The organism is Niabella beijingensis (genome assembly GCF_020034665.1).
Lineage (GTDB): Bacteria > Bacteroidota > Bacteroidia > Chitinophagales > Chitinophagaceae > Niabella > Niabella beijingensis.
In genome coordinates this window covers 3,011,023-3,023,632 of record NZ_JAIQDI010000001.1, presented here as the reverse complement: position 1 = coordinate 3,023,632, position 12,610 = coordinate 3,011,023, and the positions used below count along the sequence as shown (strand labels likewise).

The following is a 12,610-nucleotide window of genomic DNA, read 5'->3' as shown; positions in this document are numbered from 1 at the left end:
AAATGTTCATAGTTCATGGTTAATAGCTCATGGCAATGAACTATGAACCATCTGCCATTATCTTTTAGAGAACTGGTAGCTCTTTCTTGCTTTTTTGTGACCGAATTTCTTACGTTCAACAGAACGGGGATCCCGTCTTAACAGGCCTGCCGCTTTTAAAGCAGGGCGGAATTCTGCGTTCGTTTCTACCAGCGCACGGGCAATGCCCAGCATCGCAGCTTCCGCCTGGCCTTTTACACCGCCACCGGTTGCTGTGATCTTTACATCAAATTTATCAGCAGCTTCCACTGTTTTCAGCGGGCGCTCCACCTGGTTTTGCAGGTAAACCAGCGCAAAATAGTTTTTGTAATCTTTATTGTTAACGGTAATGGCACCAGTACCCTTGGATAAGAAAACACGGGTAATGGCTTCTTTACGGCGTCCTACAGCATTTTTTTGCTTTTCCATATTTATTTATTTGTTCCTTAAAGGAAGACTTTTTAATTATTAGAATTTAAGTTCTTTGGGTTGTTGTGCCACATGCGGATGTGTATCTCCGGCATATACAAACAATTTCTTGAACATTTTGCGACCCAGACGGTTTTTGGGAAGCATTCCTTTTACAGCTCTTTCAATAATTACTTCCGGACGGCGTTTTTGCAGATCTGATGCGGCTTCTTCTTTACGTCCACCGGGATAACCACTGTAGGTGTCATATACTTTCTGATCCATCTTGTTACCGGAAAGTTTCACTTTCTCACAGTTGATCACGATGATGTAGTCGCCGGTATCCACATGTGGCGTATAAATAGCTTTGTTTTTACCGCGTAAAATAGCGGCGATACGGGAACACATACGTCCTACAGTTTGATTAGTACCATCTACAACGTACCAGTTACGCTGCACGGTAGCCTCGTTCGCATGTTTCGTGGTGAAATGTTGTTTACTCATTTTTAATTTAATTTTTTAGTGATACCGGGCTATCCCCCGGCCCTTTTTATTAAGGGAGTGCAAAGGTAGATCACTCTTTCATAAAAAACAATGAAAAAAGGAACTATTTTTAATAGCTCCTTTACAATAAATTGATTTTCAGTAAAATTTTTGACCGGTTTAAAATTACCACCAGTTTTTCCCGTTATTTTTCCGGCAGTCAGGCCACCGTTACCCCGATACGGACGGTTTTTAGAGGCGGTTGATCCGCTTCCCAGGGTCGTTTTTGAACAAGTTTTATGGAGGAGGTTCCTTTCGACACCGCTGTAATCGTGACTGTTGTAATTGAACTTCCCCCAATGGGGTCTTTTTTACGGGGAGCCTGCCCGGCACCGGATAGCTCAACCCGGGTCGTTCTTTCGTCGTTCTGCTCCACGATCCAGGTGTAACCCGCCCCGCCCAGACTGTCCAGTTGCAGCAGGAAGGTTTCCCCTGCCTGTAATCGGATTTTCTTCTCCATAGTCTCAAAGTTACAACCGGTTTTTAAAAGAAATTGCCTTCCGCCGCAAGAGCAGCGGCAGAAAGCAACTCATTCCGTTCCGCCATTACGGCCTACCATGCATATAATTCGTATACCTTATTATCTGCTTCTGTACGCACATTTACAACACTGTTCTTATCCCGTGCATGGGCGCCGATCATTAAAATAGCCAGCAGGGCCTGGGTGTTGTTCTCTTTGATCTTCCGGAATCCCATGCCGCTGATGTTCAGCCAGGCATTATTATTTTCGGCAATGCCCCAGGTACCCACAACTTTTACATTGTTGTTCCAGGCGGTAAGTCCGCCTGCGCCCGGAGGCAGCAGGGTGGGCTCGTTTGCCTTTTTTGCCACAACGGTCTCCGTAGTTGCAGCCGCCGCAACCGGTGCGGTGGCACTTTTCCTTATTGATTTTTTGGCAGATGCCTTTTTAACTGCATTCATTGTATAATGATTTATTCAGGTTATGTATTAATTATAGATCTGGTCGATGACACCATTGGTGAGATGGATGCTTACCGCTGCACCACGGTTCTTTGCAGAGATGCATTGCGTGAGCAGGTTGAGGTGGATATTGTCGCTGGCCGGTGAGATCTTCCTCCATCCGAAACCGGCGATATAGGCCCAGGCGTTATTGGGGGAATCATTCGACCACAGGCCGATGACCTTCTGGGCCCCGGTCCATAAGGTTTCCACAATGCTGTTGATGCCATACATTTCCGCATCGATCCCGCACTGACCATAACCGATCCGGAAAAATCCCGACTCACCGAAGCCTGCCCCCCAGCTGTTCTTACAGATCCAGCACTGGTTCACATCATCATAGCCCACCACACATATGCAATGCCCGCCTTCCACATGGTTGTTCGCCCTCCGGTAAACTCCCGAACGGTAGCTGAAAAAGTCCGTATAAACTGTGAAACAGGCCACCAGGGCGCCCCGGGTACTGATCCAGTCCTTCATCGCAGCAGTGGTGGTTAAGCGGGTAAAGCCGCTGATCTTTAGCAGGCGGTCTGCCGCATTGCTACAGGTATTACAGGCCTGGTCGCCGGGGGTATAGGGGAAGCAGGCTTCATCTACCAGTCCTTTGTCCCGGAAGGCGATCAGGGCCCTGTCGGGCCACCAGCCGTTGGCGCAGTTGCGGCCTTCGCTTTTTGCATAACAGTAAAACAGCTGCGCCTCCGAAAAGTCGATGGCCAACGCCGCATTGCCTCTTTGAATGCGGTAAGCAATTTCAGCAGTAGCAACTGTACCAAAAGCCACGCAGGAGCCGCAGGAGCTCTGGTTTTTGATCGGTGTAACAAAGTTCTGTCCGCTGCGGTTCCTCCAGTCAAAAAGTGTGGGATAGCCGAAGGCCTTTTTCTTTTTGATGCCCTTTCCGGCAGCCGAGAGCTGGAATGATTTAAGTGCTTTTTCCGAAGCATCCTCCCGAGCGGCCAGGGACCGTTCTTTCGGTCCGGGTGTAAATCCCAGGAAATACTTGCGTTCCGCCTCCGTCATAGCGGTAAACTCATTGTTTGCAGCCTGCCAGGTTAAGCCGGATTCAGTGATGGACGACTGAATGGCTGCAACATTAATTTTTGACATGTGTTTGCTTTTGTTTATTTAAAAAATGGATTTGAATGATCGTGTACAGGACCTTCCGGCCGGCGCCGGCGGGCACAGGTATCCTGTTGCAGGTTCGGAGCGACTGAACCGTTGCTGCAATGGCTTGTTATAACGGATCAGCTATTCAACATCCCGTATCGTCCAGAAGTCCTGGCAGAATGTTGTATTGGAAATATAGGTATAGGGCATCCAGAAACAGCCACTGATACCCCAGGCCTTCCCCCAGGAATTACGCACCAGTACCATTTGTTTTTCGTCGCTGTATCCGACGGCCAGCACCGCATGACCGCCTACCAGTGTTTCCTTCGAAATATCGGGCAGCGGCATAATGCCGGTGGCTGAAACTTTTGCCGATAAAAAACTTTCATAAACGCTGAAGCCGAAAGAAAAGGGATAGCCTTCTGCCAGACAGCCTTTAATGGAGGTAAGATTTACAGGGATCCTCCAGTAAGACAATACCTGGTTCTTTAACGCGGTTTTGTAACAGGGGGCAGGGGGCTTTTGAGCAAAAGTTTCTTCGCGATACGGCCAGTCTTTTTCCGGGCAGATACCCTGTTTGTTCAGCGATTTAATTCCGTCGCGCAGGTAAGCACCGCTGTCGGACAATACAGTATTCATCAGCACCCGTTCATTGTAATAAAGGAAAAGCCGGGAAGGGCGGAATGTTTTCTTCCGTTTCTTTTTCTTTCCGAACTCGAATGCCGCACCCAATGCATTTGCGGTACAGCTTCCCAGGCTGCCCTGGTCGTATACCGGCGGACATGTTTTGCGGAGATCAGTTTTTACCGGCAGGCGCTGCATTATTTTCAGCGGAGCTGCATACATAAAATCGCGGGCATCCGGCAGATCCGGTATCCAGCCTAATGAGCGTTTGGGAGATGATGAAGCGGGCTTTGCCATGGCATTTATTTTTGGTGTTGCTCTGTTTTTGATACCACAATATTACACCGCTCCGCAGGCGTTGCAAATACCTGAAATGAGCGAAAGTACTATTACGTAACCTGGGGTAGTATTTTTACGGATGGCAGTTAATCCATTTTCCAGTGTGTTTTCAGTTGCATCCTGAACGTTCTTGGAGTTGCTTTTTTCTTCCGGAAAAAGACCCGGTTAAAATAAGTAATGCTTTCAAACCCCACTTCATAGGCGATCTGCGTTATATTCCGGTCTGTTTCCAGCAACAGGGTACAGGCCTTACCAATGCGCACATCATTTACATAATCCGAAAATGTTTTGCCCGTTGTATTTTTAAAGAATTTGCAGAACGCACCGGGCGTAAGGTGCACCAGCTTTGAAAGCGTTTCTATCCGCAGGGGCTTTTTATAATAGCGGTAGATGTGTTGAAATACGTTGTTGATGCGCTCCTCCGCGGCACCTGCAGGTATCGTGCTGATTGCTGAGGTGCTGATAAATGTTGTATTTAGTTTGCTCAGATCCGCCAGCACAGTTATCAGTCCCAGCAACTTTTCAATACCGTCTGCCCCGGACAGCAGTTTGATTTTTCCGATGGTGTCGCGTGCCGGGCGCGCTTTAAAAGATACTCCCCGCTGCGATTTGCCCAAAAGGGCCGTTATGCCTTTACATTCGGGGTATTGCAAAAAGGGTTGTATAAAGGCAGCAGAAAACTGGATCACAACAGCTGCAGCCTTTTCCCGCCCCGGCTCGCTTACCCAGGTGTGCGGCAGGTTACAACCCAGCAACACCAGGTCTCCCGGAAAAAAATCGGAGTAGTTGTCCCCTACCATCCGCTTTCCGCTACCCGAAGTAATCAGGGTCAGTTCATACTCCGGATGATAGTGCCATTTAAAAGGAAAATGTGTTGCTTCATAATCATACACTACAAAGCTCTCATCCATCCGTATGCGTTCGATATTTTCAAAAGCGGGTTTCACTGATACAATGTTGCACGGTTTATCTGCTAAATTTACGTAAAAGGAAAATATAGTGCTGATCTTGTCAATATAGTGATGAATCAGGGCGGCAAAGCCATTTAATTTTATTTTTTAAACAATCAACGATGGCAATACCGGCGCACATTCTCCAGGAACTGGACCAGCCTTACCAGCTGTCAAAAGAAGACCTTCACTTCTACAACACCAACCGTTTTATAAAATTAAAACAGGTACTTTCAGCGGATGCTATTGCCTGTTTCAGCAAAATCATTTCCGAGCAGGTAGCTGCGATGAATACCGTCCGTACTTCCCTGGAGGAACGGGACACTTACGGGAAGGCCTTTCTGCAATTATTTAACCTGTGGCGGGAAAACGGGGAAGTACGGTCGCTGGTATTCAGCAGGCGCCTGGGTAAGATCGCAGCAGATCTGATGCAGGTAGAAGGCGTGCGTATGTACCACGATCAGGCCCTGTACAAAGAAGGCGGCGGGGGCATTACACCCTGGCATGCCGATCAGTACTACTGGCCGCTGGAAACGGATAAGACCATCACTGCGTGGATCCCATTGCAGGAAACACCGCTGGAGATGGGGCCGCTGGAATTCAGTGCCGGCAGCCATCAGATCGTTGAGGGCCGGGAACTGGCGATCGGTGATGAAAGCGAAACGCTGATCCAGCAACGGCTGCGTGTAACAGACTTTCAACATGTGGTCGAAGCCTTTGACCTGGGTGAGGTCAGCTTCCACTCGGGCTGGGTCTTTCACCGGGCCGGAGCCAATACCACCGGCAACACACGCCGCGTGATGACCATTATCTATATGGACCGCGATATGCGGCTGAAAGCGCCGGAGAACAAGAACCAGCAAAACGACTGGGACACCTGGTGTCCCGGTGCGGAGATCGGTGCGGTTATCGACACACCGCTGAACCCGGTTTTATATGAGCCGGAGGGATGATATACCGGGATTCCGGTAACCAATAAAAGAGCTGCATTCTTTGTAACAGAAAATGCAGCTCTTTTAGATAGCATTATTTCAAGATCAGGCCGGTATTCCGACCTATTGTTTTATTACTTTCCAGTAAGGATCCGAAGGCACGCGCATGTCCAGGAGGATCTTGTAGGTACCCGCTTCAGTTATCGTTAGATTGTCTTTAGGAAAATCTCCACCGCTCCAGGCATGATTTTTCCGGAATTTCCATTCGCCTGCCTTCATGGGCAGTTCTTTGAATAAAGTTTGTGTGGCCGGATCAAATTCGAGTTCCACATCGGTATCCCAGCTGATGGCGGCATCGCCGATAATGGAATAATTGCTTAACGAGGCTTTCCATGTTTTGGCTGTAAGATCCAGATCGACCTGATAATATCCTTTATCTTTTATGCTGAAATTGCCACCGCCGTTATATTGCAGCGTACCCGCATTTCCTGTGTTGGTGACGCTTCCATAGGAGTTGTCCCATTGGGGCCCCGGTGTAAATTTAAATTCATTAACCGGGTCTGGCATGTAAATGGATCCGGTAAGTTGGCCAGCTACCTTGTCGCCTGCTGTAACATACATTTTAGCAATTTTAGCTGAGGCAGGATCCCATCCCTGATAGGCACCAGGAGTATAAAGAAAGTCCTGCTCAAGTATTCTCGGCCAGTCTTCATAAGTGGTTATTGTAATGGGTACTGTATTGGAAATAATTTTGCCGGGACTGGTTATTAGACGTATTTCAAAATTTATAGTTTGGCCTGCCGGTGAAAATTCGTTGAGGAGTAATTTATTCAGCTCTGCACCGGTGAATTTTTTTTCTCCCGCTTTCCGATCTAAACTAAACTGAATCATTGAGTCCGCTTTAAAGTCGGTCCCGGCTGGTGCAATTTGCAATAGATATGCCAGTGTTTCGTTTATACCAAAATCTACATTATCATAGGACAGGGTTAAGACCATATTATTTGCTGTTTCAACGGACAAAGTCAATGGTCCTTCAGTCGAGAGGCTTAGAGTGGGTTTTGCATTATTTATCTGGGCAAGTTGATCCTTTTTTTTGCAAGATGCCAAGCAACATGCAGCAGCCATAATCATAAACAATATAAGCGTACTTTTCATACTTCTTTTTTTAATAACCAGAATTTTGAGTAATACCGGGATTTGATGTGATATCAATTGCAGGAATAGGGAACAGGTTGTATTTGGGATCAACTGCTGTACCACTGCGTATACCTCCTTTCCAGGACCACAAATACGTGTTCGTTGTGAATCTCCCATAACGAATCAGGTCGGTTCGTCTGTGGCATTCCCAAAATAATTCACGTCCTCTTTCATCCAGGATATAGTCAGCGCTTAAAACAGCCGTACCGCCGGCATTGGGATTGCTCGGACGCGCTCTTTTTGCAAGAGCCTGCAGGTAATTTAGAGCAGTGCCATTCTCTCCGCTGCTCCCTCCCCGCACAACGGCTTCCGCATAAATCAGATAAATTTCCGCAAGCCGGAATACAGGAAAATCAACATCGACAAATGTACCTCCTGCATCCGTACCCGGGCCTATCTTTCCGGTCTGCGTCAGGTTTCTGAATTTAGAAGAAGAATAACCGGCCCTTGCATCTCCCAGTAAAACATCCATTTCCCTTCGTTGATTCTGGGTCCAGAATTGACCTCGTACATCCTGTGAGTTGAATTTATCCACAAATTGTTCGGTCATGCGGATACAATCCCAGGAGCCATTGGTACCAGTCATGGCTGCCGGAACACCTGCCTGACCATGCACCAGAAAAGTTGTTCCGCTGTATGACTGTGTATGTGTTCCATCAAATCGTATGGTCCAGATAAACTCGTTTGTAAGCCTGTCATTATCTGCTAGCAAGAGCTGGGTATAATCATTATGCAGCGTATACCCGGCATTAATTACCTGTTTCGCATAAACAATTGCTTCTGTATATTTTTCCGAACCGGAGTAGACAACTGCGTTTAGATACATTCTTGCCAACAAAGCCCATGCAGCAGCCTGGTCAGCCCTTCCATTTTCATTGGTCCGTGGTGCCGCCAGTTCTTCATCAATAGCTTTCAATTCCGCCTCGATATAATTAAAAAGGGTCGCACGGGTCATTTGCTTTGGCGAAACACCGGATCCGATTACATAATTTTCATCCGTGAACGGCACATTTCCAAAATTATCAAGAAGCACCCAGTAGCTATACGCCCTTACAAATCTGGCCTCGGCCCGGTATCTTTTTATATCTGCTGCGTCAGTGCCTGATATTCCCCTTGAAGCCACTTTATCTTCAGACGATTCTTTAATGAAATTATTACACAGTGTTACCAAATAAAAACAACGGAAATACAATCCTGCGATTGTCTGGCTGCTCGCAGTCCAGCTCATCTGATGCATTCCTATAGGATCCGTGCTTCCGGAATAAGTCCACCCCGCCTCATCGGTGGTAAGACATTGTAAATACCACAATTGACGCAAGAAGCCTGTACTTCCTTCATCAAGTACGATTTCTGCCGGTATATCCCTTCCATTGGTACCGGTAACCGCCAGTGAAACATATATTTTTGCCAGAGCCTGCTTGTATCCAAGAGGAGTGGCAAAAACCTTTTCCGCTGTCAGATCGTTTGTCGGAAATAAATTCAGTTTCTTCTCACATGACAAAAGTGTAACGACATAGAATATAAAAATGAATCTGATAACAATAGTTTTCATTTTACAGTGTGTTAATAGTTTTAAAAATCCAGGTTGAGTGACAGGGAAAATATTCTTGGACGCGGATATAAATTATTATCTGTACCGCCAGACAATTCGGGATCCAGTCCTTTGTATTTGGTAATGATAAAAACATTTTGGATCCCTGCTGTGGCTCTTAGCGAGTATATACCTCTGATCTTGCCAAAGTTGTATCCAATAAATAAATTATCCATCCTCAAAAAAGAGGCATTTTCCACCCAAAGATCACTTAAAGGTTGAAGGTCAGTTCCTCCTGTAAATTTTGTATTCAGGTAATTTTTGGAAGCGTTACCGATAATATAATTGCCGGTAATTACGTTGAGTGCACTGGCCTTGCTATAAATATTGTTGTATACATAATTATTCAGTGATGCGCGGGCTACAAAACCCGCACTCCAATTTTTTATAGTGAGATTTGTGCTCAACCCAAAAGTATGATCAGGAACAGCGCTATGATTCAGGTATTTATCCGCCGCATTGATGATACCATCATTATTCCGGTCTACAAAAACTCCCTCCAGTGGCTGCCCATTTGCATCATAAACTTGTTGATACAAAAAGAAAGTGCTTCGGGGATGTCCTATAGCATGCAGCATAATCTGGTCACTGGCACCTTCAGCCCCTCCTGTCGGCACTCCCATATATGCTGAATCAGGGTTTACCGTTAGTTTTTCAATATTGTTATGATTGTAAGCATAATTGAAATTTACTTCCAATGTGGTGGTAGCGGTTCTTATCGGTTGCGTATTTAATGTAAATTCGATGCCCTTATTTGTCAAATCTCCTACGTTCGCCAGTATATATGCACTAAAATTTGTCCCCGCAGCCTGGGGAATAGCATTCAACAAATCCTGCGTTTTACGTATATAAAACTCAATGCTGCCGCTGACCCTGTTGTCCGCAAAACCATAATCCAATGCAAGGTTATACGATTGCAACTTTTCCCACTTTAAACCCGCGTTATATCCAAAAGGCCCTACACCATTATAAAACGCATCACCAAATTCATAAGAGCCAGACAGTCCGCCAACGCCATACCGCGCCAAATAATCATAGTTACCGATACCATCCTGCTGCCCCGTAGAGCCATAACCAAAACGCAACCGGAGATCTGATAATTCCGTACTATTTTTGAAGAATTCATTCTTAAGACTCCAGGCCAGTCCTATTGAAGGGAACCATCCCCATCTGTTTTCCGGCGAATATCTTGAAGAGCCGTCTCTTCTTAATGATGCTGTCAGGTAATATTTCTCATCAAAATTGTACAGTAACCGGCCCCAATAAGAGATCAGTGTATTCTCAGGAATATCAAAGGAGAAAACAGGAGCCGTGGACCCCGACAATGTATCCCTGTTGGCATTGAGGGAGCGAAAATTGTAATTTTTGGCCCTGAAATTATTATAGGAATATCCAACTGTTGCGTCAATACGGCTTTTGATGCTCATAAGTTTCTTTGTATAATTCAAGTATGCATCCAATAATGTATTGTTCCGTTCCTGTTTGCTTTCCTGATACAAACCGCCTCCTGCAGCGCTATCTATCACATAATTTGATGCCGCATTATTCGGAATAAATTTTGTCCCGTTATTTCGGCTGATATCATACCCGACATTGATATTTGCCCTGAGCTCAGGTAAAAAATGAAATTTATAATCGACTTGTAAGTTGCCGATGCTTCTCATGGGCTTTTGGTTATCAAAAGTCTGTTCCAGCAGACCTACCGGGTTATTCGCCCTGTTTAATACCAGTTTTCCATTTGGTTCCGTCCACTGATAATAACCACCATAAGTCTGGTCTTCCATATAGGTTGCCTGAGTAGGGTCAAAAGTCACGGCAGCCCCTATCGCATCACTGTTTGCAAACCGCGTTTTCTGGAAAGAGCTTTTTATATTCAGATCTACCTTTAAATGATTATTAAAAAAAGTAGGATTTAAGGCAAGTCCTATACTTGTCCGCTTCAGATTATCCGTTTTTAAAATACCATCCTGATTTAAAAAGCCAAGACTTAAGCGATAGGGAAAGTTCTTAATCCCACCTGAAAGTGTAAGATTATTATCTGATGCAAATGCTGCCCTGTAAATTTCCTTCTGCCAGTTTGTGGATGCAGTTCCCAATTGTGCCTTTTGTTTTGTAGTTCCAAATTCCTCAACGATTGCCCGGATCTGCTCACCGGTCAATACATCAATTGTTTTGCTGATCACTGCAACGGAATTTGTTGTGCCATAGCTGGCTTTGAAAGCACCGGATTTGCCTTTCTTTGTTGTAATCAGCAATACGCCGTTATTTGCTCTGGCTCCGTATATTGCAGAAGCAGATGCATCTTTTAAAATAGTAAAACTTTCTATATCATTGGGATTGATAAAACTCAATGGACTGGCAGCACCGGATACAGAGCCATTATCTACCGGCACTCCATCAATAACAATCAAAGGATCGTTACTTGCATTCAGCGAAGAGCCGCCCCGTATCCGGATGGTACTTCCTGATCCCGGACGGCCCCCGTTTGGCGTGATAGCAACACCCGCCACCTTTCCGGCTATCAACTGGTCTGGCGTTGTAATATTTCCTTTCTGAAAATCATCAGCATTTACTGTAGCCAACGAACCCGTCAGGTCTTTCTTCCGCGCCGTACCATACCCGATCACCACCACATTTTCCAGGTTGGAGATCTCCGGAACCAGGGAAACATCCAGCTGATCCCCGGTTATTCTGATCTTTTGGGATACATAACCAACAGATGAAAACTCAAGTGTGCCGGTGGCCGCTCCGGGAAAGATGCGGTAACTGCCGGCGCTATCCGTTAATACAGCCAGGGAGCGCCCTACAACCGAAATGGTCACCCCCGGAAGCGGCTGGCCGGTTCCTGAATCCGTTACCCTCCCGCTGACGGCTTTCGTCTGGGCATGGATCATTCCGGGAAACAGCAGCAGTAAGGTGACAGCAGATGCTGCAAACAATCTTCTCATGTACATAGACAAACAATTATTGTTTTAATATCAATCGTGTACTTAATACACGTTAGTGAAAAAATACAAAAACAAAATTAAGTACATTTATGTGTACAAAGTACACAAAGTGTATAAAAAATTATTGTTTATCCTAACTTGTTGTTTTTTATCAGCTTAGGCTTGAATTTGTAGAGTTTGCCGGGGCGGTGGGAAACATTATCTTCCATTTCATTAAGATCGATCAGCCAGCTTTTCAGCGTGATCTTTTTCCGGAAGTTCCGGCGGTCGAGGGGTGTATTGAGAATGGCTTCATATACCTCCTGCAGTTCGCGCAGGGAAAACTTTTCATTCAGCAGGTTATGCGCCACCGGGTGTTCTTCGATCTGCCCCCGGAGGTGTTCCTGACAGGTGTTAAGGATCTCTTTATGGTCGAAGGCCAGCTTATGGATATTTTTTACCGGATGCCATCGCAGATCATTATTATCGATCTTCAGCTTATGACTGTTGATGTTCACCAGTGAGTAATAGGCGGTAGATACGACCCTTCCCGAAGGGTGACGGTTAACCGTGCCAAATGTATGCACCTGTTGCAGGAATACATCATCCAGATCGGTACGCTCTTTCAGCACCCGGTAAGATGCTTTGTCCAGATCCTCATCAGGTCTTACCAGATCGCCCAGCAGGGAATACAGACCCGCAAATTCTTTCAGATCTGATTTGATCAGCAATACCTTCAATTCCTTTTCTTCATATCCGAAAATAACACAGTCCACAGATACAGCGATCCTGAAATATTCCAGATGGCTGCTTTTCTCAATTGCTGCCGTTTTCAGATTAGAATTTTTACCCATTGCTTTCGTGATGGGTACAAAAGTACAATTTGAGTTTATAAACCAGCACCGTTTCTATTGATTTTCGCAGGATTATTCAACACCGCACAACCAAACGTTCGTACCACAAGGTTGCTAATAAAACGTTAAACACATTACGAATATTTCGTAGAATTTAAATCCT

The 12,610-nt window shown here is 45.7% G+C and carries 12 protein-coding genes; 1 reads left to right on the top strand and 11 read right to left on the bottom strand.

Annotated features, from left to right (window positions below; translation table 11 throughout):
• Positions 1–57: 57 nt before the first annotated feature.
• From rpsI to K7B07_RS12625, 7 genes are all read right to left on the bottom strand, one after another.
• Positions 58–447: a 30S ribosomal protein S9 gene (rpsI, locus tag K7B07_RS12655; protein WP_223710131.1), complete on the bottom strand. Its 390-nt coding sequence runs from the start codon at positions 445–447 to the stop codon at positions 58–60.
• A 39-nt stretch (positions 448–486) separates the two neighbouring features.
• Positions 487–930, bottom strand: a complete 444-nt coding sequence (gene rplM, locus K7B07_RS12650; protein WP_223710130.1) for a 50S ribosomal protein L13 — start codon at positions 928–930, stop codon at positions 487–489.
• 199 nt (positions 931–1,129) lie between these two features.
• A complete protein-coding gene (locus K7B07_RS12645; protein ID WP_223710128.1) occupies positions 1,130–1,429 on the bottom strand; it encodes a protease inhibitor I42 family protein in 300 nt (99 codons plus the stop codon).
• Between the two features lie 92 nt (positions 1,430–1,521).
• Complete coding sequence (locus tag K7B07_RS12640; RefSeq protein ID WP_223710127.1) at positions 1,522–1,890, bottom strand: hypothetical protein; 369 nt, start codon at positions 1,888–1,890, stop codon at positions 1,522–1,524.
• Positions 1,891–1,917: 27 nt separating this feature from the next.
• Positions 1,918–3,033 (bottom strand): C1 family peptidase, encoded by a 1,116-nt coding sequence (locus tag K7B07_RS12635; RefSeq protein WP_223710125.1) that lies wholly within the window; start codon positions 3,031–3,033, stop codon positions 1,918–1,920.
• Positions 3,034–3,174: 141 nt separating this feature from the next.
• On the bottom strand, positions 3,175–3,954 hold the full coding sequence (locus K7B07_RS12630) for a C1 family peptidase (RefSeq protein WP_223710123.1): 780 nt from the start codon (positions 3,952–3,954) through the stop codon (positions 3,175–3,177).
• 128 nt (positions 3,955–4,082) lie between these two features.
• Positions 4,083–4,943 (bottom strand): AraC family transcriptional regulator, encoded by an 861-nt coding sequence (locus K7B07_RS12625; RefSeq protein ID WP_223710121.1) that lies wholly within the window; start codon positions 4,941–4,943, stop codon positions 4,083–4,085.
• 125 nt (positions 4,944–5,068) lie between these two features.
• Between K7B07_RS12625 and K7B07_RS12620 the strand changes: the two genes are divergently transcribed.
• A complete protein-coding gene (locus tag K7B07_RS12620; protein WP_223710120.1) occupies positions 5,069–5,899 on the top strand; it encodes a phytanoyl-CoA dioxygenase family protein in 831 nt (276 codons plus the stop codon).
• 102 nt (positions 5,900–6,001) lie between these two features.
• On the opposite strand, the gene K7B07_RS12615 is transcribed toward K7B07_RS12620, so the two are convergent.
• From K7B07_RS12615 to K7B07_RS12600, 4 genes are all read right to left on the bottom strand, one after another.
• Positions 6,002–7,033 (bottom strand): SusE domain-containing protein, encoded by a 1,032-nt coding sequence (locus K7B07_RS12615; RefSeq protein WP_223710118.1) that lies wholly within the window; start codon positions 7,031–7,033, stop codon positions 6,002–6,004.
• 10 nt (positions 7,034–7,043) lie between these two features.
• On the bottom strand, positions 7,044–8,627 hold the full coding sequence (locus K7B07_RS12610; protein ID WP_223710116.1) for a RagB/SusD family nutrient uptake outer membrane protein: 1,584 nt from the start codon (positions 8,625–8,627) through the stop codon (positions 7,044–7,046).
• A gap of 20 nt (positions 8,628–8,647) precedes the next feature.
• A complete protein-coding gene (locus K7B07_RS12605) occupies positions 8,648–11,614 on the bottom strand; it encodes a SusC/RagA family TonB-linked outer membrane protein (protein WP_223710114.1) in 2,967 nt (988 codons plus the stop codon).
• Positions 11,615–11,742: 128 nt separating this feature from the next.
• Positions 11,743–12,447 carry an NUDIX hydrolase gene (locus tag K7B07_RS12600; protein WP_223710112.1) on the bottom strand — a complete coding sequence of 235 codons (705 nt, stop codon included), beginning with the start codon at positions 12,445–12,447 and terminating at the stop codon, positions 11,743–11,745.
• Positions 12,448–12,610: the final 163 nt, after the last annotated feature.

Bases quoted from the DNA above. Each gene is read 5' to 3' on its own strand.
- rpsI (WP_223710131.1), bottom strand. From the start codon at position 447: ATGGAAAAGCAAAAAAATGCTGTAGGACGCCGTAAAGAAGCCATTACC.
- rplM (WP_223710130.1), bottom strand. From the start codon at position 930: ATGAGTAAACAACATTTCACCACGAAACATGCGAACGAGGCTACCGTG.
- K7B07_RS12645 (WP_223710128.1), bottom strand. From the start codon at position 1,429: ATGGAGAAGAAAATCCGATTACAGGCAGGGGAAACCTTCCTGCTGCAA.
- K7B07_RS12640 (WP_223710127.1), bottom strand. From the start codon at position 1,890: ATGAATGCAGTTAAAAAGGCATCTGCCAAAAAATCAATAAGGAAAAGT.
- K7B07_RS12635 (WP_223710125.1), bottom strand. From the start codon at position 3,033: ATGTCAAAAATTAATGTTGCAGCCATTCAGTCGTCCATCACTGAATCC.
- K7B07_RS12630 (WP_223710123.1), bottom strand. From the start codon at position 3,954: ATGGCAAAGCCCGCTTCATCATCTCCCAAACGCTCATTAGGCTGGATA.
- K7B07_RS12620 (WP_223710120.1), top strand. From the start codon at position 5,069: ATGGCAATACCGGCGCACATTCTCCAGGAACTGGACCAGCCTTACCAG.
- K7B07_RS12615 (WP_223710118.1), bottom strand. From the start codon at position 7,033: ATGAAAAGTACGCTTATATTGTTTATGATTATGGCTGCTGCATGTTGC.
- K7B07_RS12610 (WP_223710116.1), bottom strand. From the start codon at position 8,627: ATGAAAACTATTGTTATCAGATTCATTTTTATATTCTATGTCGTTACA.
- K7B07_RS12605 (WP_223710114.1), bottom strand. From the start codon at position 11,614: ATGAGAAGATTGTTTGCAGCATCTGCTGTCACCTTACTGCTGCTGTTT.
- K7B07_RS12600 (WP_223710112.1), bottom strand. From the start codon at position 12,447: ATGGGTAAAAATTCTAATCTGAAAACGGCAGCAATTGAGAAAAGCAGC.